Annotated in this window: 22 protein-coding genes; 15 read left to right on the top strand and 7 right to left on the bottom strand. The window is 64.5% G+C overall.

Annotation, left to right across the window (positions count from 1 at the left end):
- Window position 1 precedes the first annotated feature (1 nt).
- Complete coding sequence (locus HK353_RS13980) at window positions 2-1,276, bottom strand: amidohydrolase family protein (RefSeq protein WP_173157082.1); 1,275 nt, start codon at window positions 1,274-1,276, stop codon at window positions 2-4.
- A gap of 112 nt (window positions 1,277-1,388) precedes the next feature.
- Here HK353_RS13980 and HK353_RS13985 point away from each other — a divergent pair, with 112 nt between their 5' ends.
- From HK353_RS13985 to HK353_RS14040, 12 genes are all read left to right on the top strand, one after another.
- Window positions 1,389-2,660 (top strand): MFS transporter, encoded by a 1,272-nt coding sequence (locus tag HK353_RS13985; RefSeq protein WP_173157084.1) that lies wholly within the window; start codon window positions 1,389-1,391, stop codon window positions 2,658-2,660.
- A gap of 47 nt (window positions 2,661-2,707) precedes the next feature.
- On the top strand, window positions 2,708-3,259 hold the full coding sequence (gene hpt, locus HK353_RS13990) for a hypoxanthine phosphoribosyltransferase (protein ID WP_101545800.1): 552 nt from the start codon (window positions 2,708-2,710) through the stop codon (window positions 3,257-3,259).
- 179 nt (window positions 3,260-3,438) lie between these two features.
- Window positions 3,439-5,625, top strand: coding sequence for an ATP-dependent zinc metalloprotease FtsH (gene ftsH, locus HK353_RS13995; RefSeq protein ID WP_173157086.1), 2,187 nt, complete (start codon window positions 3,439-3,441; stop codon window positions 5,623-5,625).
- Window positions 5,625-6,248, top strand: a complete 624-nt coding sequence (gene folE, locus HK353_RS14000) for a GTP cyclohydrolase I FolE (RefSeq protein ID WP_173157087.1) — start codon at window positions 5,625-5,627, stop codon at window positions 6,246-6,248. Before ftsH ends, folE begins: the two co-directional genes overlap by 1 nt.
- 23 nt (window positions 6,249-6,271) lie before the next feature.
- Window positions 6,272-7,153 (top strand): dihydropteroate synthase, encoded by an 882-nt coding sequence (folP, locus tag HK353_RS14005; protein ID WP_217278484.1) that lies wholly within the window; start codon window positions 6,272-6,274, stop codon window positions 7,151-7,153.
- On the top strand, window positions 7,150-8,106 hold the full coding sequence (gene folK / locus HK353_RS14010; RefSeq protein ID WP_173157089.1) for a 2-amino-4-hydroxy-6-hydroxymethyldihydropteridine diphosphokinase: 957 nt from the start codon (window positions 7,150-7,152) through the stop codon (window positions 8,104-8,106). Before folP ends, folK begins: the two co-directional genes overlap by 4 nt.
- Before the next feature lie 28 nt (window positions 8,107-8,134).
- On the top strand, window positions 8,135-8,596 hold the full coding sequence (locus tag HK353_RS14015; protein WP_173157091.1) for a DUF3180 domain-containing protein: 462 nt from the start codon (window positions 8,135-8,137) through the stop codon (window positions 8,594-8,596).
- Entirely contained in the window at window positions 8,593-9,093 is a 501-nt protein-coding gene (locus tag HK353_RS14020; protein WP_173157093.1) for a PH domain-containing protein, read from the top strand. The genes HK353_RS14015 and HK353_RS14020 overlap by 4 nt, the downstream gene beginning before the upstream one ends.
- Window positions 9,094-9,095: 2 nt before the next feature.
- Window positions 9,096-10,931, top strand: coding sequence for a PH domain-containing protein (locus tag HK353_RS14025; RefSeq protein ID WP_173157095.1), 1,836 nt, complete (start codon window positions 9,096-9,098; stop codon window positions 10,929-10,931).
- Window positions 10,928-11,818, top strand: a complete 891-nt coding sequence (locus HK353_RS14030) for a Rossmann-like and DUF2520 domain-containing protein (RefSeq protein ID WP_173157098.1) — start codon at window positions 10,928-10,930, stop codon at window positions 11,816-11,818. Before HK353_RS14025 ends, HK353_RS14030 begins: the two co-directional genes overlap by 4 nt.
- Window positions 11,819-11,862: 44 nt before the next feature.
- Window positions 11,863-13,422 (top strand): lysine--tRNA ligase, encoded by a 1,560-nt coding sequence (gene lysS, locus HK353_RS14035; protein WP_173157100.1) that lies wholly within the window; start codon window positions 11,863-11,865, stop codon window positions 13,420-13,422.
- Between the two features lie 218 nt (window positions 13,423-13,640).
- Window positions 13,641-13,970, top strand: a complete 330-nt coding sequence (locus HK353_RS14040) for a histone-like nucleoid-structuring protein Lsr2 (protein ID WP_092015973.1) — start codon at window positions 13,641-13,643, stop codon at window positions 13,968-13,970.
- 294 nt (window positions 13,971-14,264) lie between these two features.
- On the opposite strand, the gene HK353_RS14045 is transcribed toward HK353_RS14040, so the two are convergent.
- Window positions 14,265-15,155, bottom strand: coding sequence for a macrolide 2'-phosphotransferase (locus HK353_RS14045; RefSeq protein WP_173157102.1), 891 nt, complete (start codon window positions 15,153-15,155; stop codon window positions 14,265-14,267).
- Between the two features lie 150 nt (window positions 15,156-15,305).
- On the opposite strand from HK353_RS14045, the gene HK353_RS14050 reads away from it, so the two are divergent.
- Together HK353_RS14050 and HK353_RS14055 are read left to right on the top strand one after the other, a co-directional pair.
- Window positions 15,306-17,846 (top strand): ATP-dependent Clp protease ATP-binding subunit, encoded by a 2,541-nt coding sequence (locus HK353_RS14050; protein WP_173157104.1) that lies wholly within the window; start codon window positions 15,306-15,308, stop codon window positions 17,844-17,846.
- 106 nt (window positions 17,847-17,952) lie between these two features.
- Window positions 17,953-18,537 (top strand): amino-acid N-acetyltransferase, encoded by a 585-nt coding sequence (locus HK353_RS14055; protein ID WP_173157106.1) that lies wholly within the window; start codon window positions 17,953-17,955, stop codon window positions 18,535-18,537.
- Window positions 18,538-18,661: 124 nt separating this feature from the next.
- On the opposite strand, the gene HK353_RS14060 is transcribed toward HK353_RS14055, so the two are convergent.
- Entirely contained in the window at window positions 18,662-19,693 is a 1,032-nt protein-coding gene (locus tag HK353_RS14060) for an A/G-specific adenine glycosylase (protein ID WP_173157108.1), read from the bottom strand.
- A gap of 36 nt (window positions 19,694-19,729) precedes the next feature.
- Between HK353_RS14060 and HK353_RS14065 the strand changes: the two genes are divergently transcribed.
- On the top strand, window positions 19,730-20,533 hold the full coding sequence (locus tag HK353_RS14065; protein ID WP_245396031.1) for a hypothetical protein: 804 nt from the start codon (window positions 19,730-19,732) through the stop codon (window positions 20,531-20,533).
- Between the two features lie 4 nt (window positions 20,534-20,537).
- Here HK353_RS14065 and HK353_RS14070 read toward each other — a convergent pair whose 3' ends face one another.
- From HK353_RS14070 to amaB, 4 genes are all read right to left on the bottom strand, one after another.
- Window positions 20,538-20,930 (bottom strand): VOC family protein, encoded by a 393-nt coding sequence (locus HK353_RS14070; RefSeq protein ID WP_173157110.1) that lies wholly within the window; start codon window positions 20,928-20,930, stop codon window positions 20,538-20,540.
- A gap of 43 nt (window positions 20,931-20,973) precedes the next feature.
- Window positions 20,974-22,341, bottom strand: a complete 1,368-nt coding sequence (gene radA, locus HK353_RS14075; RefSeq protein WP_173157112.1) for a DNA repair protein RadA — start codon at window positions 22,339-22,341, stop codon at window positions 20,974-20,976.
- Window positions 22,342-22,511: 170 nt separating this feature from the next.
- Window positions 22,512-23,279: a type I methionyl aminopeptidase gene (gene map / locus HK353_RS14080; protein ID WP_173157114.1), complete on the bottom strand. Its 768-nt coding sequence runs from the start codon at window positions 23,277-23,279 to the stop codon at window positions 22,512-22,514.
- Between the two features lie 838 nt (window positions 23,280-24,117).
- Window positions 24,118-25,653, bottom strand: a complete 1,536-nt coding sequence (amaB, locus tag HK353_RS14085) for an L-piperidine-6-carboxylate dehydrogenase (protein WP_173157116.1) — start codon at window positions 25,651-25,653, stop codon at window positions 24,118-24,120.
- Window positions 25,654-25,661 lie beyond the last annotated feature (8 nt).

Genomic DNA, 25,661 nt, shown 5'->3' on the forward strand with positions numbered 1-25,661 from the left:
CTCAGCTCAGCCGCGGCCCGCCTGCCAATTCGCCGCCGGAGGCGATGAGCCGACCGCCCTTGAACACATCTCTGTCCAGTGGGCAGTCCATGATCGCTGAGGTGACCGTGTCGGCGTCGATGAGCACGAAGTCGGCGGGAGCGCCCACCGCCAGACCGAACCGGGAATCGTCGACCAGAGCCGAACCGTCGGGACGAGCACCGGCCATGACCTGCGCTCCTCCGCGTGAGGCGATGTCGAGACAGCCTTCGACATCTGCGTCTGCACGGAAACCGTTCGTGAACGCCAGCTGCCAGGTCCGGCGCAGCAGATCGCCGTCACCATAGGGACTCCAGTAGTCCCGCTGACCGTCCTCGCCGAGCCCCAGAGCCATTCGGCGCTCACGGATGAGTCCCTGCGGCAGCGCACCTTTGGCCGGGGCAACCGTCGTCAGGGCCACTCCCGCCTCCGCGAGGACATCGAGGATCCGAGCGACCTCGGGTTCCGGGTTTGTGTTGAGCGCGAAGGCATGGGAGACCGTGACCTGCCCGGCCATGCCCGCGGCTCGAGTACGCGCAGCGATCTCCTCGAGCGTGAAGAGTCCCGCGGTGCCCGCCTCGTGGAGGTGGATGTCGATGCCCTTGCCGTGCGTCTCAGCCAGGCCGAAGACGACATCGAGGTGGTAGACCGGATCCCGGTCGTAGAGCAGCGGGTCGAGTCCGCCGACGAGGTCCGCGCCCTCGCTCAGAGCCGCATCGAGCAGCTCTTCGACGCCCTGTTCGTGCACGATTCCGGCCTGCGGGAACGCGACGATCTGGAAGTCGAGGACATCGGCATGAGCCTCGAGCGCGGCTCTGACCCCGTGGAAGCGCTCGAGACCGCAGTCGGCATCGACCTGTGCGTGTGAGCGGATGCGCGTGCCTCCGGACGCGATGATCTTCGCAATTGCGTACGCGGCCTGATCGGCGACGCTGCGCTCGCCGCCTCGCCAGTTCTCGCGATCGTTCATGATGTACCCGTGCAGAGTGCCGTCGGCGGTGTGCGGACGGAACGTCTGGCCCATCCGATTCGAATCCAGATGAGCGTGCACATCGCCGAGGCCAGGCAGCAGGATCCGCCCCGCCCCGTCGATGACCTCGGTCCCGGTCGATGTCGTCTCGGTCGCCGGTGGCGCGGAATCGGGGGCGGCATCCTCGGCGGGGGAGAGACGAGAGAACCGTCCCTCGGTGATCTCGACGTCGACGGCGGGAGCATCGGGGGTGCGTGGGAACAGGCGCAGATTCTTCACAACGATCATGTGCTCAGCCTACGACCAACGGTATACCATCGGAAGCTGTGCCCGTCTGCGTGCCTCTATGAGGCCGCGGCTCGCGCGCACGACGACTGCAGCGGTCTGAAAGGATGAGGCCATGACGACTTCGCCCGTGCAGGGATTCCGACGCAACCGCGGCCTCGACGTTCTGGCCCTGGCCTGCCTCGTCCTCATCGCCGCCTCGCTGCGCCCAGCCGCCTCCTCCCTGGGGCCTGTGCTCTTTGAAGTCAGCGACGGATTCTCCCTGGCCGAATGGCAGACCGGTCTGCTCACGGCTCTGCCGGGACTCGTGTTCGCCGTCTGTGGCATCATCGCCGTACCCCTGCTCAAGCGCCTCGGTCTGTTCTCCGCTCTGGCCCTGAGCGCCGCCCTCATCGTGGCAGGCATCGGTCTGCGCGCCATCGTCACCGAATGGGTGGCCTTCGCTCTGCTCACGGTCCTCGCCCTGGCGGGAATGTCGGTCGGCAACGTCATCCTGCCGGTCTACGTCAAGTCCCGCTTCCCGCACCGGCCCACCCTGGGCGCGACGACGTTCACGGTCTCGCTCGGTCTCGGTTCGATGCTGCCCTCGCTGCTGACTGCGCCCCTGGCCGAGCAGTTCGGCGGGTGGCGCTTCGGTCTCGGCTTCTGGCTGGTCCTGCCCTTGTCCGCGCTCGTCACCTGGACGGTGCTGCGGACACTGAAGTCCGTGCCCGTCCTCTCCGGACAGGCTGCGGAGCACGGTGGGCAGAAGGAGGAGGCGCCGCCCCGGCGAGCTGTCTTCTCCTCGCCCAAGGCGCGGTATATGGCGATGTTCTTCGGTCTCCAATCGGCCAACGCCTACCTCCAGTTCGGGTGGCTGCCGCAGATCTATCGCGACGCCGGACTCGACCCCTTCGGCGCCGGGATCATGCTCACGATCGTCACCTTCGGCGGTCTGCCCGGCGGATTCCTCGCCCCGCAGATCATTGTCCGAAACATCGCTCCGCGTGCCTTCCTCGTCTCCTTCGGTGCCAGTGCCGTTGCCGGCTATACGGGGCTGCTGCTCGGCCCGGCCACCGTGCCCTGGCTGTGGGCGATTCTGCTCGGCTACGGCGGATTCGCGTTCCCCGCCGCGCTGGCGCTCATCACCTCTCGCACCCGCGATGTCTCGGTCACGGCCTCGACCTCGGCCTTCGTCCAGTCGTCGGGCTATGTGCTCGCCGCACTGTGCCCGCTGGCCGTGGGCGGACTGCTCGGCATCAGCGGCGGCTGGCAGGTGCCGCTGTGGTTCATGGTCATCATCTCCGCACTTATGGCGATCACCGGTTGGCTGTCGGCCGGTCCGGGAGCTGTCGATGACGAACTGGCACCGACATCGGGGCCCACTGGCACCGGTGAGGCAAAGTGACCCATAATGGAATCTCCAGGACCCGCATCTGAGGAGAATCGACACTCGTGGACATCAACGATCTCGGCAATGACATCGAAAAAGTACTCGTCTCGGAAGAGCAGATAGCCGCACGACTCGTTGAACTGGCCGCCGCCATCGATGCAGACTACAAAGACAAGGACATCCTCCTCGTCGGCGTCCTCAAAGGCGCCGTCATGGTCATGGCCGACCTCGCCCGCGCCCTGCACTCGCCTGTGACGATGGACTGGATGGCCGTGTCCTCCTACGGTTCGGGCACCAAGTCCTCCGGCGTCGTGCGGATCCTCAAGGACCTCGACACCGACCTCACCGATCGGCACGTCCTCATCGTCGAAGACATCATCGACTCCGGCCTCACTCTGTCCTGGCTGGTCCAGAACCTGCGCAGCCGCGGAGCTGCCACCGTCGAGATCTGCACTATGCTGCGCAAACCCGAAGCCGTCAAGGTCGACATCGACGTCAAGTACGTCGGCTTCGACGTGCCCAATGAATTCGTCATCGGCTACGGCCTCGACTATGCGGAGAAGTACCGCAATGTGCCGTTCGTGGCGACCCTGGCCCAGCACGTCTACAGCTGAGTCCGCCGGCACTGCTTTTTACGCCCGCGGCGAACCCGGGCCTAGTCCGGGGTCTGTGACGGAACAGATTCGGCACGCATTCGGGCTATAGGGGTGCGAAGTACTAGGCTGTGGGGGATGTTCCCAGGCAGCCTCGGTAGCCTGAAACGGTTGCCCACATCTTTTTCCTGAGAGGACTTATGGCCGAGTCGAACAAACGTCGCCCCCTGCTGAACAAGGCGACGAAGGGCCCATTGGTCTGGATCGTCCTGGCGCTGCTCGTCGTATCGATCGGTGCTCTGCTGTTCAGTCAGTCCGGGTTCAACCAGATCGACACCGAACAGGGTCTGCAGTTACTCAAGGACGACAAGGTCGAACAGGCCAAGATCGTCGACAATGACCAGCGCGTCGACCTCACTCTCAAGGACGACTACAAGGTCGACGGCAAGGACTTCGGCAAAAAGGTCCAGTTCTTCTACGTCGAACAGCGCGGAGAGCAGGTCGTCAAGGCCGTCGACTCCGCCGGCCCGGACAAGGGCTTCACCGACGAGGTGCCCAAACAGAGCTGGCTGATGTCGCTGCTGGGCACGCTCATCCCGTTCGTCATCATCTTCGTCGTCTTCTGGTTCCTCATCTCGCAGATGTCGGGCGGGAAGATGATGAACTTCGGCAAGTCGAAGGCGAAGCTCGTCAACAAGGAGAACCCGGACGTCACCTTCAAGGACGTCGCCGGCGTCGACGAGGCGCTCGAAGAGCTCGAAGAGATCAAGGAGTTCCTCGCCGAGCCGGAGAAGTTCAAGGCCGTGGGAGCGAAGATCCCCAAGGGCGTGCTCCTCTACGGACAGCCCGGTACGGGCAAGACCCTGCTGGCCAAAGCCGTCGCCGGTGAGGCCGGAGTCCCGTTCTACTCGATCTCCGGTTCCGACTTCGTCGAGATGTACGTCGGCGTCGGTGCCTCCCGAGTTCGTGACCTGTTCGAACAGGCGAAGTCGAACGCCCCCTGCATCATCTTCATCGACGAGATCGACGCCGTCGGCCGCCAGCGCGGCGCCGGAATGGGCGGCGGACACGACGAGCGCGAACAGACTCTCAACCAGCTGCTCGTCGAGATGGACGGATTCGACGTCAAGACGAACGTCATCCTCATCGCCGCGACCAACCGTCCCGACGTCCTTGATCCGGCGCTGCTGCGTCCCGGCCGCTTCGACCGGCAGATCCCCGTCGAAGCCCCTGATATGAAGGGCCGCAAGCACATCCTCGAGGTCCACGCCGCCGACAAGCCGCTGGCCGACGAGGTCGACCTCGGGCAGGTGGCGAAGCGGACCCCCGGATTCTCCGGTGCGGACCTGGCCAATGTCCTCAACGAGGCGGCCCTGCTCACCGCACGTGAGAATGCGAAGGTCATCGACAACCGGATCCTGGATGAGGCCATCGATCGTGTCATCGCCGGCCCGCAGAAGCGGACGCGACTGATGAACGACAAGGAACGCCTCGTCACCGCCTACCACGAGGGCGGGCACGCACTGGTCGCCGCGGCCATGAATCAGACCGACCCGGTGACGAAGGTGACGATCCTCCCGCGCGGACGCGCACTCGGCTACACGATGGTGTTGCCCAGCGAGGACAAATACTCGACGACCCGCAACGAGCTGCTCGACCAGCTCGCCTACGCCATGGGCGGGCGTGTGGCCGAGGAGATCGTCTTCCACGACCCGACCACAGGTGCCAGCAATGACATCGAGAAGGCGACGAACATCGCCCGGAAGATGGTCACCCAGTACGGAATGAGCGAGAAACTGGGCATGGTCAAGATCGGCGACGACCAGTCCGAACCCTTCGCCGGCCGCGGTTACGGCGGCGGCGACGAATACGGGGATTCGACCCTGTCCTCGATCGATCGCGAGGTCCGCGGTCTCATCGACTCCGCGCACGCCGACGCCTACTGGGCGCTGACGCACAACCGCGATGTGCTCGACAACCTCGCCTACCAGCTGCTCGAACGCGAAACGCTGGACCAGGCCGCCCTCGAAGAGATCTTCGCCCCCGTCGTCAAACGCGCCACCCGCGAAGTGTGGCTGGCCCACGACGATCGCCCCGTGTCCGAACGCGGCCCCATCGTTCCGCCCGCACCGCAGAGCGAACGCAAAGACGGTGAAGGATCGACCGGCGCCGAGGTGGACACCACCGACATCCCCGGAGCCGGACCCACGGGCGTCAGCGGACCCCACGTCCCGCACAACCCGCAGGGACCCGAGAACCCGAACGGCCCCACCGGCCCGACGGGCGGCCCCACCGGGGGACCGACCGGAGGACCAGGCACAAGCGGTCCGGGAACCGGGGGACCGGCGACGAACGACACGAACGAAGACAGAGGGAACCAGGACTGATGGCCGATATCGAAGCGGTCTCCGCCGGTCTCGGCCCCGCCCCCGCCGGGCAGGAGAACAGGGTCGATCAGGAGCGCATCGCCGCTGCCGTGCGTGAGATCCTCATCGCCGTGGGTGAAGACCCTGACAGGGAGGGTCTGCTCGAGACCCCGGACCGAGTGGCCCGGGCCTATGAGGAGATCTTCGCCGGACTCCACCGCGACCCGGCCGAAGTCCTCGGCGTCACCTTCGACATCAGCCACGAGGAACTCGTCCTCGTCCGCGATATCGACCTCTACTCGACCTGCGAACACCACCTCGTGCCCTTCCACGGAGTCGCCCACATCGGCTACATCCCGAGCAAGAACGGCAAGATCACGGGACTGTCGAAACTGGCCCGCCTCGTCGAGATCTATGCGCGGCGCCCCCAGGTGCAGGAACGCCTGACCTCACAGATCGCCGACGCGCTCGTCGATCATCTCGAACCGCAGGGCGTCATCGTCGTCGTCGAAGCCGAACACCTGTGCATGACCATGCGCGGAGTGCGCAAGCCCGGAGCCTCGACCATCACCTCGGCCGTGCGCGGGCAGCTGCGCGAAAGCGCCTCCCGAGCAGAAGCGATGAGTCTCATCCTCGGTCGCTGAGGCAGAACACGGATCACACAGCGATGGACGAAACAGCCGCGAAGACGACGCAGATCATGGGCGTCCTCAATGTCACCCCCGACTCCTTCTCCGACGGCGGGCTGTGGTTCGACCATGACCGGGCCGTCGCCCACGGACTCGAACTCATGGCAGCCGGTGCCGACATCATCGACGTCGGCGGCGAATCGACGCGTCCGGGATCGGCCCGCGTCGACGAAGCCGAAGAGCTGCGCCGAGTCGTCCCGGTCGTCCGTGAGCTCGCCGCAGCCGGAGCTGTCATCAGCGTCGACACGATGCGTGCCCGCGTCGCCGCAGAATCCCTGGCAGCCGGAGCTCATATCATCAACGACGTCTCTGCCGGACAGTCGGACCCCACCATGCTCAGCGTCGCCGCCGAGTCCGGAGCTCCCATCGTGCTCATGCACTGGCGCGGCTACCTCGATCAGGCTTCCGCGACGTTCCACTACGACGATGTCGTCGCCGAGGTGATCTCCGAGCTGCGCACCCGCATCGACGAAGCCATCGCGGTCGGCGTCGAACCTGCGAATATCATCGTCGACCCCGGCCTCGGGTTCTCGAAGAACGCCGAACACAACTGGCAGCTGCTCTCCGCGCTCGACGAATTCGCCGCCCTCGACCACCGACTCCTCGTCGCCGCCAGCCGGAAGCGCTTCATCGCCTCCCTGCTCAGCCCCGACGACCCGATACAGGCCGAACAGGCGGCGAAGGATCAGGCCACGGCCACGATCTCCGCGATCTCCGCGCAGGCCGGTGCCTGGGCGGTCCGCGTCCACGATCCGGCCACCTCGGCGGTCGCCTGCAAGGTCATCGCCGCGGTCAGGGAACACTCCGCAGCAGCGGCACACTCGGCAGCGGACTCCGGGACTGAGGGAGCCGGGCGATGACCGGCGCAGAGGCGGCCCCCGACCGCATCGAACTGCGCGGACTGACGGTGCGCGGAAACCACGGCGTCTGCGACTTCGAGAAACGAGACGGCCAGGACTTCGTCATCGACGTCACCCTCCACACCTCCGTCGCACGTGCCGCGGCCACCGACGACCTCGCCGAGACGATCCACTACGGCGAACTCGCCGAAGACGTCGCCGGAATCGTCGAGAACAACACCTTCGACCTCATCGAAACGCTGGCCGAACGCATCGCCGACCACTGCCTGAGCCTGTGCGAACACGTCGAGGTCGTCGTCCACAAACCCTCGGCACCGATCCAACGGACCTTCGACGATGTGCGCATCCGCGTCGAACGCACACGCGCTGACTCTGCCGCCGCCTCGGTGGGGGAGCCTGCAACGGCCGCGGACGCCACGCCCGGTTCGGGCGGCGAGAACGAGGGCGAAACCGAAGCCTATCTCAACCTCGGGGCGAACCTCGGCGATGCCGTGGACACGCTCGACCAGGCGGTTGCCGCCCTCGACCGGCACCCGGACATCACCGTCATCCGCCGGTCCTCACTCTTCCGCACTTCACCCTGGGGCGGAGTCGAACAGAACGACTTCCTCAACCTCGGAGTGCTCGTGACGACCACGCTGTCGGCTCTCGAGCTGCTCTCGGTGGCACAGGGCATCGAAGTCGCCTGCGGTCGGACACGCGAACTCCGGTGGGGACCTCGCACCCTCGACATCGACCTCATCCGCTTCGGAGACGAGGGCGGAGAGCTGCACAGTCGCACGCCCCGACTGACGCTGCCGCACCCACACGCTCACGAACGCGCCTTCGTCCTCGCCCCCTGGGCCGAACTCGTCGGAGACGCACTCATCGACACTCCGCAGGGGCGACGGCCCATCAGCGCGGTTCTGGGCGAACTCGACGACCAGGACATCGCCCGGATCACCTCTGGATAACCGCCCGCGATCTGAGAGACTGGGAATCATGCAGAGAACCTCCTCGTCCACCCTCGCCGTCTGGGCCGTGATCGGCACGGTTCTCGCGATCGTGGTCGACGTGGTGCTCGAAAGCCAAGGGTTCTCACTGCCGGGACTGCCGTGGTTCGCCGTCATCGGCATGCTCGTCCTCGCAGCCATCCTGTTCCTGCTCGGCTGGCCCATCAAGAAATGGAACGACGGAGACCGGACGAAGGAGATCGACCCGATCCAAGCGGCGAGAGTGGCGATCATGGCCAAGGCCAGCGCCCTGACCGGGGCCGGACTCTCCGGCTGGTACCTCGGCAACGCAGGGTACTACTTCCTGTCGGCACCGGGGATCCGCAACGATCTGGCCGCAGGTATGCTTGTCGCAATGATCTCTGCCGCCGTGCTCATGATCGTCGGTATGATCGTCGAAGGATTCTGCGAGATCCCACCCCAAGACCCGCCGGGAGCTGAAACAGCATGAACCGCGACCTCTCCTTCTCCATCGGAGCCGATGTGCCCTTCAACCGGGTGAGCCCGAAGTACGGTCTGAAAGAGGTCCTCGCCTCGATGACTCTGCTCGTCCCGCTGCTCATCGCCGGCATGGTCTTCGCCATCATCTTCAACTCCGAGGTGCCCTGGCTGCACCTCATCTGGATCGCCGTCCTCGCCTACGGCATCATCTCGACGATCATCATCCTCCGTCAGGCCCGCGCCATCGGCTATGCCGAACGGGAGGACGACCTGCTCGTCCGCCGCGGCATCATGTTCCACCGCGCCACCGTCGTGCCCTACGGCCGGCTCCAGTTCGTCGACGTCGACGCCGGCCCCATCGACCGCATGTTCGGTCTGGCCACCGTCAAACTGCACACCGCGTCGGCAGCCACCGATGCGACGATCCCCGGACTGCCCCGCGCCGAAGCCGATCGCCTGCGCGACAGCCTCGCCGGACTCGGCCAGGCGAATCTCGCCGGGCTGTGACCATGAGCGACGCATCTTCACCCGAAACCCCGAACCCCGGCACCGAGGCGGCCGCACCGGAGGTCTGGCACCGCGTCCATCCGCTGACGCCGATCCTCGAGAGCCTCGGTGTCCTCGTCGGTATCTTCATCGCCGCGGCCTACGGTCTGCAGAACTTCTTCCAGAGCGCTGTCGAAGACCTCGCTTCCGGCCGGTCCGTCAACCTCACCTTCGCCGAATGGCTGGGCGCCCACCCGCTGGTGATCCTCGCCGTCGTCGGCGGAATCATTCTGATCCTGGTCCTCACCGCCTTCTTCAGCTGGCTGGCGTGGCGAGTCATGGGGTATCGGGTCGACGCCGAGGCGATCTACTATCGTCGGGGACTGCTGTCGAAGAAGCTGCGCAAGGCCCGTCTGGACCGTGTCCAGTCGATCGATCTGCAGCAGAAGCTGCTGCCGCGCATGCTCGGCATGGCCGAACTCGTCTTCGACGTCGCCGGCGGCACTGACTCGAACATCTCCCTGAAGTACCTGTCGAAGAAACGTGCCGAAGAGCTGCGCGATGAGCTTCTCGCAGCGGTGAAGGCGAAGAAGAGCGCATCTGCGACGTCCGCTGCTGCGGAGTCCGGAGCGGCACCCGGCCGCGGTGGTGCCGAGCCCGATACAGGCACAGGTGCTGCGGCAGGAGCCGGTGCAGCCCGCTTCGGCGCCGGTGACCACGGCAGCCCGGGCCCAGGTGCGGACGGAGCACAGCCGGGCATCGACCGCTCAGTGCCCGAACGCAGCGCCGACAGCATCGGAGTGCGACTGAGCAAGCGCCTGGGCGTCCTGGCCGACGACGTCTCCCACGAAGCGGAACGGAGCCTCAACGATCTGCTGGCTCCCTACAACCTCTCGGCCGATGTCGGCGAAGAGGGAGAGATCATCCGTGTGCCCGCCCACCGAGTTATCGTGTCCTCCCTGCTCAGCACGGGAACATTGATCTCCGTCGGAGTGATCATCGCCCTCGTCGTGATCGCCGTCGTGTTCCTCCTCGTCGGAATCGAGGAGGCCTTCCTCCCGATCCTCATCGGTGGACTGCCCGGCATCTTCGCCGCGTTCGCCGGTTTCAAGAAGAACCTCGACAATGCCAACTTCGTCGTCCGCATCAGCGAAGACGGATTGGCCGTCAGCCACGGGCTCTTCTCCACGTCCCGCAAAGTCATTCCGCTCGATCGGCTCCAGGCTGTCTGCCTCCACCAGCCGCTGCTGTGGCGCTGGGCCGGTTGGTGGAGAGCCGAATACAACATCGCCAGCGACGGCGGAAAGAACGACGAGAATCTGCTCCTGCCGGTCGGCGATATTGACCAGGCACTGCTCATGGTGGGTCTCGCCCTGCCCGACCCGCAGCTGCCTGAGGGCATCTCGGCCGACGGCCTCGTCCGGTCGGCCATGTACGACAGGAAATCCACACACCTGGACGCTGCGGCAGCGGAGGAGCTGTTCCACGCGCAGCCGCGGTCCTCACGGATCCTCGACCCCCTCGTCTGGAAACGACGGGCCTATGCCCTCACCGAATCTCTGCTCGTGCTGCGCCTGGGACTCCTCGATCGCCGGGTCGACTTTGTGCCCCACGTCAGGGTCCAGTCCCTGCGCTACTACCAAGGGCCGCTGATGAGGGCGCTCAAACTGGGCACCGTGGCCGTGCACTCGACCGCCGGACCCATCACCCCACTCGTGAAGCATCAGGACGTCGAGGACGCCAAACGCTTCTTCACCGAACATGCCGAACGCACTCGGATCGCCCGCCAACGCTTCGACGCCGCCGCGAAGACGGCCCACAACGGCCCCATCGAGACCCACGAGGAAGACAACGGATGAGCCAGGACGACGCACCACGGCTGGGCATCGGAATCATCGGCTGCGGCCGAGTCGGAGCCAGCATCGGAGCCGCCTGGCGGCAGGCCGGTCACGCGATCATCGGAGTCAGCGCCACCTCGACGGCCAGCCTCGAACGCGCCGAGGACATGCTGCCCGGAGTGCCGGTCCTCGACCCCGATGCGATAGCCGAACGCGCCGAACTCGTGCTCATCGCCGTCCCCGATGACGAGATCGCTCCCTTGGTCACGGGCCTGGCCGACCTCGGCCGCATCCATGCCGGGCAGATCCTCATACACTGCTCCGGCCGATACGGAACGGACGTCCTCGAGGCCGGGACCCGCCTCGGCGCTCTGCCCATCGCTCTGCACCCATCCCTGACATTCACCGGTACCGAGGTCGATCTCAGCCGTCTGCGGCAGGCGACGATCGCGGTCACCGCGCCCGCGCCGATCCGCCCGGTGGGCGAGGCGCTTGTCGTCGAACTCGGTGCCGAACCGATCGACATCGCCGAGGCGGACCGTCCCCTCTACCACGCGGCCATCACCCATGCGTCGAACCATTCGATCACGATCCTCGCCGAGGCCATGGAGCTGCTCACCGAGGCAGGGGTCGCCGATCCGTCGGCCGTCCTCCACACCCTCGTCGACGCCAGCGTCGCCAACACCATGCAGAACGGACCGAAGGCACTGACCGGACCGATCAGCCGCGGTGACGTCGGAACCATCGAAGCGCACCTGGCGGCGCTGAGCGAGTTCAGCCTCAGCCGATCGAACCCGGCCGTGCGCAACAGCTACATCGCACTCGCCCGATCGACGGCCGCGAAAGCGCTGGCGATGGGACGCATCACAGAAGCTCAGGCACAGCAGATTCTGAGCGCTCTGGACTGACCGCCGAATTCCCCCGTACGGCCCGTCCACGGTAGCCTTGAAGCATGGCGAATACCGACTCGAAGACACCTGAGAACGCAGACCTTTCACCCGAACACCTCGATCCGGAACAGATCCGGATTCGAAAGGACAAGCGCCAGCGTCTCCTCGACGACGGGACCGATGCCTACCCGGTGACGGTGCCCCGCACCCACAGCCTCGCGGAGGTCCACGCCGCCCACGACGGACTCGAGGCGGGGGAGGAGACCGAGGCCATCGTCGGCGTCATCGGCCGAGTCGTCTTCGTCCGCACCACCGGCAAACTCTGCTTCGTCACACTGCAGTCCGGTGACGGCACCCGCCTGCAGGGCATGCTCTCGCTGCGCGAAGTCGGCCAGGAGCGCCTCGATGACTTCAAGACCGGCGTCGACCTCGGTGACTTCCTGTTCCTTCACGGCAAGGTCATCAAGTCCAAACGCGGTGAGCTCTCCGTGCTCGCGGACTCCTGGACCATGGCGTCGAAGGCCCTTCGTCCGCTGCCCGGACTGCACACCGAACTCGCCGAGGACACCCGCGTCCGCCAGCGCTACCTCGACCTCATCACCCGCGAGCAGGCTCGGGAGACGATGCTCACTCGCACCAAGGTGATGTCGTCGCTGCGGAAGACCTTCGCGGACCAGGACTTCGTGGAGATCGAGACGCCGATGCTGCAGACCATGCACGGCGGTGCCTCGGCGCGCCCGTTCAAGACGCATATGAACGCCTACGACATCGACATGTACCTGCGCATCGCCCCGGAGCTGTTCCTCAAGCGGGCGATCGTCGGCGGAATCGAGAACGTCTTCGAGATCAACCGCAACTTCCGCAACGAGGGTGCTGACTCCACTCACTCCCCGGAATTCGCGATGCTCGAGGCCTACCAGTCCTTCGGCGATTACCATTCGATCGCCGATCTCACGAAGACGCTCATCCAGAATGCCGCCCAGGAAGCCACCGGATCGCTCGTCGTGACTCTCGACGACGGCACGGACTACGACTTCGGCGGAGATTGGCCGGTCGTGAGCATGTACGACTCCCTGTCCGAGCTGTCCGGCGTCGAGGTGACCCCGGAGACCGGGCTTGACGTCCTCGACAAGATCGCCGCCGACAACGGCGTCGACATGGGCGGAGTCTTCCGCTCACACGGAAAGTACGTCGAAGAGCTGTGGGAGCACTTCTACCAGGACAAGCTCTGGGCTCCGACCTTCGTCACCGACTTCCCGGTCGACACCTCACCTCTGGTGCGTGAGCACCGGACGAAGAAGGGCGTCGTGGAGAAGTGGGATCTGTACGTGCGCGGCTTCGAGCTGGCCACCGGCTATTCGGAGCTCGTCGACCCGATCATCCAGCGTCAGCGTTTCGAGGCTCAGGCCGCGGACGCCGCTCGCGGTGATGACGAGGCGATGGGCCTCGACGAAGACTTCCTCATGGCGATGGAGCACGGAATGCCGCCGACCGGCGGAATGGGCATGGGACTCGACCGTCTGCTCATGGCACTGACCGGTTTGGGAATTCGTGAAACCATTCTGTTCCCATTCACCAAGCCTTTGGCTTCTTCGCAGGAGGACTCGGCTCAGGAGGGCTGATCTGATTATGTTGGATATCCTCAAAGCACTGCTCCCGTCGATCTGTGTGGGATTGCTGTTCTGGTATGTGTTCCGGAATATCGTCCGTGCAGATCGCAATGAACGCGAACAGGTAGATAAATACTATTCAGAGATTGAAGTTAGCGAAGTCGACGATAATCCCCGACCGGATGTTAAGATGACAACGACAAAATCCTCTGATTACGAAAAGAGTGAACATGGCAAGGGAAATGCGCCTCGTTCTCACGGATGATTTCGACGGAAGCGAAGCGGCGGAAACCGTTCGTTTCAGCCTCGACCAGGCAACGTACGAACTCGAGCTCTCAACCGAGAATGCCGACAAGCTCCGTGAGACGTTCGCCCCATTCATCGCCAAAGCACGTCGTGTAGCCAACACCGGCGGCCGTGGCCGACGTGCGGGCTCGTCGGGTCCCAAGCGGGACACGGCGAAGATCCGCGAGTGGGCTCAGAACAACGGGTACCAGCTCGGTGATCGTGGACGGATCCCGCTGGAGATCGTCGAAGCATACGAAGCAGCGGAGAAGTGAGAGGCTCATCCGAAAGCCGATAACTTCCGATTAGGCCCGAGGGGCCAGCGAATTGATTCGCTGGCCCCTCGGGCTTTTTGTGCTCGGCCTCGGTAATATGAATTGCCCTCTTCCGGCGATGCGGCAACACAGCAGTGATGAAACATCACAGACAATTGCCAGGTGGAGAGTAGTTGAAAATCATATCGATTGGTGGCGCAGCCAAATGATTCGATGAAGTGGCTCACGAATCAAGGGAGCCTGCACTGTGGCCGAGGAAATGCCCGTGCTCATCTCACGGCAATTGAAGTCGGTTCAGTTCTGCGGGTTCAATTGAATTCGCGCCGCACTCATATGCTCCGGGTCTCCGGTCTGCAGAGCGTACAGTCCCAATTCGACGGGCGAGGTCGAGTAGAGCTCGCCGCAGTGCTCGGCGAACCGGGGCCAGGTCCGACCGCCGGCTTCCACGTATCGCGCGCTCGTGTTCTCGAACGCTGAGGCCGAGACACTGGCGTGATGGAACATGAAATCCCTTGCCGGATCGCCGATTGCTGCGGTCGTCCAATCGAGGATGCTGAGATTGACGGGTCCGTCCATGAGCTGATGCGCCGGATACACCTCGCCATGAGTCACGGTTGAGAACGACGGCCAATAGCTGTCATCGTCGAGCCACGCGGTCCACCGCCGGAGCAGGTCCGGCGCCACCTCGAACTCAGCGGCGACATTCTCGATGTCTTCGCGCTTGCGCTGTCGGACCTCAGTGGGAGAGAACTCCGGAATGCCTGTGTCCCGAACGGCAGCCGGGTCGACCGTGTGAAGTTCGGCGAGGACTGATCCGAGCGATGCGGCGTACTCGGGGGATTCGACATCGAAATGCCACTGCGGGGCTCCAGAGTCATCGATTGTCAGTCCGGGTGTTCCCGGCAGCAGAGGGTAGGCGATGAGGTCCTTCGAGTGGAACTGCCAATCGGGGACCGCGACGCTCAGATGCGGTGCGACGGCGCCCAGGAACCGGCCCTCGACGGCGGCGCGGGCGGAGACATCCGGACGTCGGGGAATCCGGAGCACCCAGGAACGACCGTCAACCGCCTCGGCGATGGCGACCTGGAAGTCGAGGCCGAGCTCGTTGATGACGATGGAATCGGTGATGATGTCGAGACCGTGGGCCCGGGCCAGGTCCCGGATGATCGTGGGATCGGTGGGCATGTCTGCATCCTCTCTGACGTTGCTGTGCAGGTCTCGAGTCTAGAGAATTTCGCCCACGGCCAAACGGTTTCGGCTGATGGCGAAACCTGCAATAGAACCGCGGTCGTGGTGGTTAGGCTCAGAAGAATCAGAAGACCGAGGAGGATGAATATGTTCGAGCGGTTCACCGACCGAGCACGACGCGTCGTGGTGCTCGCGCAGGAAGAAGCGAAACTTCTCAAACACAACTACATCGGCACCGAGCACATTCTGCTCGGCCTCATCCACGAGGGTGAAGGTCTGGCAGCCAAGGCACTCGAGGGCATGGACATCTCCCTCGAGCAGGTGCGCGACCAGGTCCAGGAGATCATCGGTCAGGGACAGCAGGCTCCGAGCGGCCATATCCCCTTCACCCCGCGGGCGAAGAAGGTCCTCGAGCTCAGCCTCCGTGAAGCACTGCAGCTGGGGCACAGCTACATCGGCACCGAGCACATTCTGCTCGGCCTCATCCGTGAGGGCGAAGGCGTTGCCGCGCAGGTGCTCGTCAAGCTCGGCGCGGACCTCGGACGCGTCCGCCAGGAAGTCATCAAGCTGCTGTCGGGCTACCAGGGCAAGGAGCCCGTGTCCGCCGGCGGCCGCGAAGAGGGAACGCCCTCGGGATCGCTCGTGCTCGACCAGTTCGGCACCAACCTCACCGCTGCGGCCCGCGAGGCCAACCTCGACCCGGTCATCGGCCGGCACGAGCAGATGCAGCGCGTGATGCAGATCCTCTCGCGCCGGACGAAGAACAACCCGGTCCTCATCGGCGAACCCGGTGTCGGCAAGACGGCTGTCGTCGAAGGACTCGCACAGGCCATCGTCAACGGCGATGTCCCCGAGATCCTCGCCGACAAGCAGCTCTACACACTCGACCTCGGTTCGCTGGTCGCAGGCTCCCGCTACCGCGGTGACTTCGAGGAGCGTCTGAAGAAGGTGCTCAAGGAGATCCGCACCCGCGGCGACATCATCCTCTTCATCGACGAGATCCACACCCTGGTGGGTGCCGGAGCCGCCGAAGGTGCGATCGATGCCGCTTCGATCCTCAAGCCCATGCTGGCTCGCGGAGAGCTGCAGACCATCGGTGCGACCACGCTGGACGAGTACCGCAAGCACATCGAGAAGGATGCCGCTCTCGAGCGCCGGTTCCAGCCGATCCAGGTTCCCGAACCGTCGCTGGCGCATTCGATCGAGATCCTCAAGGGTCTGCGTGACAAGTACGAAGCGCACCATAAGGTCACTGTCACCGACGGTGCCCTGGCAGCCGCTGTCAACATGTCCGATCGCTACATCAACGACCGGTACCTGCCGGACAAGGCGATCGATCTCATCGACGAAGCCGGTGCCAAACTGCGCATCTCGCGTCTGTCGGTTCCCCAGGAGGTGCGTGACCTGGAGGAGAAGATTCTCGAGGCCCGCCACCGCAAGGAAGCCGCCATCGACGCTCAGGACTTCGAACTGGCAGCCTCGGAGCGGGATTCCGAGATGAAGCTGCAGAAGGAGAAGGAAGAGCAGACCGAGGCGTGGCGCAAGTCCGGCACCGACACCTCCAAGGTCGTCGATGCCGATCTCATCGCCGAAGTGCTCGCCTCTGCCACCGGCATTCCGATCTTCAAGCTCACCGAGGAAGAGTCCTCGCGTCTGCTGCGGATGGAAGACGAGCTGCACAAGCGCGTCATCGGTCAGGACGACGCGGTCAAGGCGATCTCGCGGGCGATCCGTCGTACCCGCGCCGGGCTGAAGGACCCGAAGCGCCCCTCCGGCTCGTTCATCTTCGCCGGCCCCACGGGCGTCGGCAAGACCGAGCTGGCCAAGGCTCTCTCGGAGTTCCTCTTCGGCGATGAGGACTCGCTCATCAGCCTCGACATGTCCGAATACTCGGAGAAGCACACAGTTTCGCGACTGTTCGGCTCACCTCCGGGATATGTCGGATACGAAGAGGGCGGTCAGCTCACGGAGAAGGTCCGCCGGAAGCCGTTCTCGGTCGTCCTCTTCGACGAGGTGGAGAAGGCCCACTCGGACATCTTCAACTCGCTGCTGCAGATCCTCGAGGATGGTCGCCTGACCGACTCGCAGGGTCGTGAGGTGGACTTCAAGAACACGATCATCATCATGACGACCAACCTGGGCACGCGTGATGTCTCGAGCGGACTCCAGCTCGGATTCCAGGTCGAGGGTGACACGAAGACCAACTACGACCGGATGAAGCAGCGGGTCAACGAAGAGCTCAAACAGCACTTCCGTCCCGAGTTCCTCAACCGTGTCGATGACACGATCGTGTTCCCGCAGCTGAGCATGGTCGAGATCATCAAGATCGTCGATCTCTTCCTCGAACGTCTCGACGTCCGCCTGGCCGATCAGGGTATGAAGGTCGACGTCACGGCCAAGGCGAAGGATCTGCTCGCCGAGCGCGGCTACGATCCCGTCCTGGGTGCCCGACCGCTGCGTCGGACGATCCAGCTCGAGATCGAGGACACTCTGTCGGAGAAGATCCTGTTCAAGGAGATCGGACGCGGCCAGACCATCAAGGTCGACGTCAAGGGCGAAGGAAAGGACGCTGAGTTCACCTTCGAAGGCATCGAGACCGAGAGTCTGAAGCCCGCTGAGGATGACGAAGGCGAACTCGTAGGGCTGGGTTCGTCCGGTTCGAGCGGATCCTCGGAGACCTCCGCTTGATCGTTCATCACCTTCTCGGATAACGCATAAGAGTCCGGGGAGTCGGCAGCAGCCGGCTCCCCGGACTCTTTCGTGTTCGCCTCCGGTGATGGTGTTGAATGTCGGTATGAGCTCACATGCAGGCGACTTCGATCACGGACGGATCTCCGAGAACCACCATTCCAAGCACGAACTCCCCGGAGGTCTGTACCTGCGACGGGCGAGGACCGGCGACGTCAAAGGCATCGAAGCTCTGGTCGCCCCGCTGGCCGGTGAGCGGATCCTGCTCGCCAAGGACACGGTGACCTACTTCGAGTCGCTGCAGGAGTTCTGGCTGGTCGTCGACCCACAGCCCGATGGTTCCGAGATCCTCGCCGGCTGCGGCGCCCTGCACATCATCTGGGCGGATCTCGCCGAGGCGCGCACGGTCGCCACTTCACCGGACTATCGGGGCAGGGGAGTGGGCAAGGCGATCATCAAGCAGCTGCTCGCCGATGCTCGTGAGATCGGAGTCGACCGGGTGTTCTGCTTGACCTTCGAGACCGGTTTCTTCGGTTCGCTCGGCTTCGAACCGATCAAGGGCATCCCCGTCTCGCCCGAGGTCTACGTCGAGCTGCTCCACTCCACCGATGAGGGCGTCGCAGAGTTTCTCGACTTGGCCAGGGTCAAACCGAACACCCTGGGCAACTCACGGATGATCAAATACCTCTGAGCCAGACCCTGATCGTGCCCGTCACCGGCGGGCGTCGGTCTTGGCCACGCTCTGACCGGCCGGCGTAGGCGACTGCCGCATACGCACCGTCCAGTGGCGGCGTCTGCCACGTTCGGGTCCTGATTCAGCTGTTCGGCAGTGCCAATCGCCCGTCGACCTGTTGTGCCAGACCGTCGTCGACGAGGTCGGTGATTAGCCGAGTGATCCTGTCCTGGTCGGCACTGAGTTCACGCACTCGAGCCACCGCCGTGGCCGTCGATTCGGCCAGTGAGTCGAGAAGCGCCGGGTCGAAGTCGGTCACCGCGGCGGTGAAGACGTCGAGCCGGACACCGTGTCGGTCGTCCCCGGCGACGTGCGCTGTCTTGAGGACATCCATGATCGCGCCGCGCAGCTGTCGATCGGTGCCTGCCCACTTCTGAGTCTCCGGCTTTGTCGCCGAGGCGGGTCTTCCCAATCGGTTCCATGTGCAGATGTCCTGGAGCGGGCAGGCTTGGCAGTCGGGATTGCGTGCCGTGCAGACGAGGGCCCCGAACTCCATGACTCCGGCGTTCCACTCAACGTGCCAATCCTCGGGTACGAGGGCCGCCGCCCAGGCGGTCTCCTTCCGGCCGGGTGAGGTGGTGGGGCGTTCTCGGCCCGCGAAGAGGCGGATGAGGACCCGACGCACGTTCGTGTCGAGCACGGTCGTCTTCCTGCCGAAAGCGAAGGAGGAGACCGCGGCGGCGGTATAGGACCCGATGCCCGGCAGTCGTTCGAGCTCTTCGGTCGTTTCGGGAACGCGGTTGTCCAGGTCCGCGGCGATGACTTCGGCGGCTTCCTGCAGTCGCAGCGCTCTGCGTGGGTATCCCAGCCGGTCCCAGGCGTGGAGGACTTCGGCGGTCGGGGCGGCGGCGAGGTCGGCCGGTGTCGGCCACTTGTCCATCCACGCACGCCATCGCGGTTCGACTCGGGCGACAGGGGTCTGTTGGGACATGATCTCACTGACGAGGATTGCCCAGGCGCTCGTGTTCGGGTGCCTCCACGGCAGGTCCCGGGCGGTGTCCTCGAACCAGGCGATGATGGTGTCCTGGACTCGTCTGAGCACAGGTTCGGACACCTCGGGGAAGGCGGAGGTCGACCCGGAGGGATTCGATTCGGGACCGGCTCGGTGTGTCATTTGGATGCTCAATCGCTTCGGCCTAGGCTCAAAGCGATGACTCCTTCCAATCGTGGTTCGCAGCCGAACAGAGCTGCCGGGCAGCCTCGCCAGTCTAGCGGGAAGCTGCCTGCTCACGTGTACCGTCGGCGCCGCATCACGCTTGCTGTGGTCAGCCTCCTCGTCCTGGGGCTTCTCGTCCTCGGAATCGTCGGAATCGTCAAAGCCATCGGCGGCCGCAACGACGGATCGGACAAGGTCGCTGCCGAGGAGACTGCCCCGGCCGAATCGACGACCGCGGCACCTGTGCCGGATAAGAAGGCAGCGAGCGGAAAGTGCCCGGAGGACAAGGTCTCGCTGAAGGCGAAGGTCGATCCGAAATCCGTGAAGGACGGGAAAGAACCCGAATTCGGCATGGTCATCGAGAACGGCCACACCGCCACATGCCTCATCGAGGTCGGTACCGATAAGCAGGAATTCATCGTCGAGAAGAACGGTGATGTCGTGTGGTCGTCGGAGTACTGCGCGGCGGCGAAAGACGAGAATGCCGAAGCTTCCACGGAGTTCGCGCCGCAGTCGGAGAAGACTGCGAAGCTCAAGTGGAACCGGATCAAGGTCGACAAGAACTGCAACCGCGAAGACGATGACTTCGCACCCGGTGACTATGAGCTCATCGTGAAGCTCGATGACAAGAAGAGCGAACCGACGCCGTTCGAGCTCGAGAAGAGCGCCGCCGAAAAGGCCGAGGAGAAGAAGGCCGCGGAGGAGAAGAAGAAAGCCGACGAGGAGAAGAAGTCGGAAAAGGAATCCGGCGAGAAGGACTCCTCGGATGAGAAGCAGTCAGAGGAACCGCAGGACTGAGTCCTCAGGCACCGCGGTAGGAGCCGACTCCCCACGAGTTTCCATCGTGGTCACGGAAGTCGAATTCGCGGCCGCCGTGAACCTGAGTCGCCACGGGTCGCACGATCGCATGCCCCATATCGACGATCTCCTGGTAGAGCCGGTCGACTTCGCGTTCGGTGTCGACGACGACGTACATCGAGCTGCCGCCCACCGAATCGAGGGCCGACCCGTCGTTGCGAACCGAACCGAACATGATCCCGCCGTTGTCGTCGAGCGCGAATTCGGCATGCTCGACGAGCGCCGGATCGTGTTCATTGCGTACGATCAGTCTTTCGGTGAACCCGAGCGTGACCAGCAGGTCGATCGTCGCTGCGGCATCGGTGGTCCGGAAGGCTGGAAAAACTGTCGTGGTCATGACACCAGGATGCTCTAAAACCGTGCGAAAGTCCCGGACTTTCTCACTTCTGCTCCCGAAGAGCCTTCTTCGTCAGCATCAGTTCGACCGCTCCGGCGATGTGTTCGCACTCCTCGACCTCCATCTTGTCCGGCGCCGCCACATTGGTCATCGCGCCCTTGGCGACGACAGCGTGAGTGATGCCCAGCCGTTTGGCTTCATTGAGTCGTTGGCCGAGATTGGGGACGTTGCGGATCTCCCCTGACAAGCTGACCTCGCCGATCGCGACGAGGTGGCGAGCCAGCGGCTTGCCGAGCAGCGCGGAGGCCAGGGACATGCAGATCGCGAGGTCGCTGGCCGGCTCGGAGAGCTTCGCTCCGCCGACGGTGGCGGTGAAGACATCGCTCTTGGCGAGGTTCGCCTGCGCTACGTTCTGGCTGAGCACCGCCAGCATCATCGCCACCCGGGAGGAATCGACTCCGGAGACCGAACGACGGGACTGGCCGCCAGCGGATTCTGTGATGAGCGATTGGACTTCGACGAGGAGCGGGCGCTTGCCCTCCTGCGTCACTGTCAAGCAAGTGCCGGGCGGGTTCTCACCGCTGCGCGAGAGGAACAGCCCCGAAGGGTCCTCGAGGCTCTTGATCCCGTTCTCCTCCATATCGAAGCAGCCCACGTCGTCGGTGGGGCCGAAGCGATTCTTCACCGCTCGCAGCATGCGCAGACGCGAATGCCTCTCACCTTCGAAGGTGCACACGACATCGACGAGGTGCTCGAGAAGGCGAGGACCGGCGATGGTGCCGTCCTTCGTGATGTGGCCGACGAGCACAGTCGGCAGAGACCGGGCCTTGGCTTCCCTGATGAGGGCGGAGGCGACTTCACGGACCTGGGTGACCCCTCCGGGGATGCCTTCGACCTCGGATGATGCCAGAGTTTGGATCGAGTCGACGACGAGCAGCTCCGGCTGTTCGGACTCGATCATTCCCAGGACCGAACCCAGATCGGTCTCAGCAGCGAGGAGAAGTGAGTCGGCCAGGGCATTGATCCGTTCGGCGCGCAGTCGCACCTGACCGGCGGATTCCTCACCGGTGACATAGAGGACCTTGACCCCGAACATGGCGATCTTCGCGGCGACGTCGAGCAGCAGTGTCGACTTGCCGACTCCCGGCTCGCCGGAGAGCAGGACAACGGCGCCGGGCACGATGCCACCGCCGAGCACCCGATCGAATTCGGGGACGAACGTCGATCTCGCCTGCGCGAGCGTCGAGTCGATCTCGCTGATCGGCTTCGCCACATTGGATTTCTTGACCTTCGTCTTCACCTTCGACGAGTTCGCGCCCTTTTCTTCAAGGGTGCCCCAAGCCTGGCATTCGGGGCAGCGTCCCAACCATTTGACCGTCGAATAGCCGCATTCCGAGCATGTGAAAGACATACCGCAATTCTGGCACGGGCCGCTGACACGAGATTCCTTGCTCGAGAGACCGTCTTCAACAACAGGGAGCCGGCCGGTGTGCGCTGCAGCGGGGGAGTCCGGCGAACGCAGAGGGGCGCCCGACGATGAGTTCGTCGGGCGCCCCTTGCCGGCAGAGTGCGGCAGCCAGGTCAGTCGAGCGTGGTGAGGATTCGGGGACCATCCTCGGTGATGGCGATCGTGTTCTCCGAATGGGCACCATTCGAACCATCGGCCAGCCGCAGGGTCCAACCGTCTTTGTCGACGGAGAGCTTCTTCGAGGTGAACGACCACCAGGGTTCGATCGCCAGGGTCAGGCCCGGTTTGAGGACCAGCCCGCGACCGCCCTTGCCGCGGTTGGGCACGTGCGGATCCTCGTGCATCGTGTGGCCGAGGCCGTGGCCGCCGAAGTCGAGGTTGACGGGGATGCGGTGGGCATCGGCGACGTCACCGATGGCCTTCGAGATATCGCCGAGGCGGTTGCCTGCTTGGGCGGCGCCGATTCCGGCTTCGAGGCCGGCCCAGGTGGTGTCGATGAGGCGCTGGTCCTCGTCGCTGCCGTTGCCGACGACGACGGAGCGGGCGGCGTCGGCGACCCAGCCGTCGATGGAGACGGCGAAGTCGAGGGTGAGCAGGTCGCCGTCCTTGAGGACGTAGCTGTGCGGTTTGCCGTGGAGGACGCCGTCATTGACGGACAGGCAGATAACATTGCGGAAGGGGCCGGAGCCGAAGGACGGGGCGTAGTCCCAGTAGCAGGACTTCGCTCCGGCATCCTCGATCATCTTCCGCGCGGTCTTCTCCAGGTGCATGATGTCCATGCCCGGTTCTGCGATCGAGGTCAGCTCGGCCAAGGTCTTCGCGACGAAACGGCCGGTCACCGCCATCTTGTCGATCTCGGCGGGCGTCTTCAGCTCAATCACAGGGGTCTCCTTAGGCGGGGTGCAGGGTTTCGTCGGCGTTCACTGGTCCAGACTCGATTTTAGTCCTCGGCGGTTGTGAAGTCGCGGCCGCACCCGGATCTGTGGGCAAGCAGACAGGCCCGAGCCGAGCTCAACGTCACTCGGTTCGGTATGCCGGACAGCCGACTTCCGCCCGAAACCTGCTCGTTCAAGGGTTTTCTCGAATATCGCCCCGTTTACGTCGTGTGATTCGAGCGAGCCTTTGATCGATGCGCGAGGGCGAGCGTCAAGCGGTCGGGGACCTCTCAGAGGTGGGGTCGTGAACGAGGCAGCAGTTTCGACTTCGTGCAAGGATGCTTGTGTCTTGATTTCCCGGTGCGTAGGGTGCGGAGCATGAGGAACATCATCACAGCGTTCAGTGTGGGCATCGCCTTGGCAACCTCGGTGCTGTCGGGGGAACAGGACCTCCGTTCGGGTGGCCCCTGGATCCTCACGCTCATCATCTTTCCCGCCTGCTCGCTGCTCTGCCTCGCCTTGCTTCTCCGTGACCAGCGGCGAAGAGAGCGTGCGGACGGCCGGCGTGAGCATGATTCTGCATCCTCGACTGCAGAGACAGGCGAGAGCGTGAGCAGAGATCGCTGAGGACGCAGTCCCGCACGAGAGTTGTTCAATCAACGAGCAGCGCGGATATCGCGTCGTGTACCACGTGATATCAGCGCTGGCCCTTGAGTGACGTGAAGAGGCGCCGGTCGGACAGTCTGCGCTTCGACCAGCCCACCAGCACACCAACCCACCAGCCCACCGGACGAGGAACTCAGCTCGTTCAGAGGACGCACCTCGCTCAGAGGACCCAGCTCCCTCAGAGGAACTCGACTCCCTGCGCCAGCGGCAGCTCACCGGAGTAGTTGATCGTATTCGTGGCCGGACGCATATAGGCCTTCCACGAATCCGAACCCGACTCGCGTCCGCCGCCGGTCTCCTTCTCACCACCGAAGGCACCGCCGATCTCCGCACCGGAGGTGCCGATGTTGACGTTGGCGATTCCGCAGTCGGATCGGGACAGGAACTTCTCGGATTCGGCGAGTTCGGCAGTGAAGATCGCCGAAGACAGCCCCTGCGGCACCCCGTTGTGGATCTCGAGCGCCTCATCGAGATCCGAATACGTGACGACGTAGAGGATCGGGGCGAAGGTCTCCTCCTTGACCACTGCGGTCTGACTGGGCATCCGTACGACGGCTGGTTCGACATAGTGAGCATCCGGACGTTCATCGGCGAGTACCCGGCCACCGCCGCAGAGGATCTCGCCGCCCTCTGCCTCTGCCTGTTTGAGGGCCGCCTGCATCGCATCGAACGAACCCGAATTGATGAGCGGTCCCACAAGCACCCCGTCATCGGTCGGCGAGCCGATGCTCAGCGTCTTGTACGCGGCGACGACCTTCTCGACGAAGTCGTCGGCGATGGACTCGTGGACGATGAGCCTCCGCAGCGTCGTGCACCTCTGACCGGCGGTCCCGGCGGCTGCGAAGACCACTCCGCGCAAGGCCAGGTCGATATCGGCACTCGGGGCGACGATGGCGGCGTTGTTGCCGCCGAGCTCAAGCAGGATCTTGCCGAAGCGCTCGGCCACGACGGGCCCGACCTCGCGACCCATCCGCACCGATCCCGTCGCCGAGACCAAGGCCACGCGTTCATCCCGGACCATCACATCACCGATGTCCCGGCCGCCGATGATCACCGGCGCGAGGTTCTCCGGTGCCCCCACCTCGGCGGCGGCCCGGGCCAGCAGAGACTGTGCCCCGAGGGCCGCGAGCACGGCGTTCTCCGAGGGCTTCCACACGACCGCGTCACCGGCGACCAGGGCCAAGGCGGTGTTCCAGGAATACACGGCCACGGGGAAGTTGAATGCGGAGATGACACCGACGACACCGAGGGGATGCCACGTCTCCATGAGCCGGTGACCCGGCCGTTCGCTGGGCATGGTCTTGCCCCACAGCTGCCGGGACTGACCGAGTGCGAACTCGCAGATGTCGATCATCTCCTGGACTTCACCAGCCGCCTCGGAGGGGGTCTTGCCGGCTTCGACGGTGATGATCTTGGCCAGATCCTCCTTGTGCTCGCCGAGCAGCTGTCCCCACCGCTGCACCAGCTGACCGCGGACCGGAGCGGGCACATCCCGCCAGGTCTCGAACGCGGTCTGGGCTGCGGCGATCTTGTCCGCCGCCGTCTGCGCGGTGTCCGCGGCGATCGTGCCGAGGTCTTGTCCCGTGATGGGGGAGCGGGCCGTAAGGCTCGCCGAGGCGGCCGATCCCTCAAGCACGGATGCGTCCACTCCGCAGGTGGTCAGCCCGGAGGTGAGGAGGTCGGTGATGGTCTGATCGGTGGGCAGTGCTGTCATTGCTGTCC

Origin of the sequence: Brevibacterium permense, from assembly GCF_013280495.1 — a bacterium.
In the GTDB taxonomy this organism is placed as follows: domain Bacteria; phylum Actinomycetota; class Actinomycetes; order Actinomycetales; family Brevibacteriaceae; genus Brevibacterium; species Brevibacterium permense.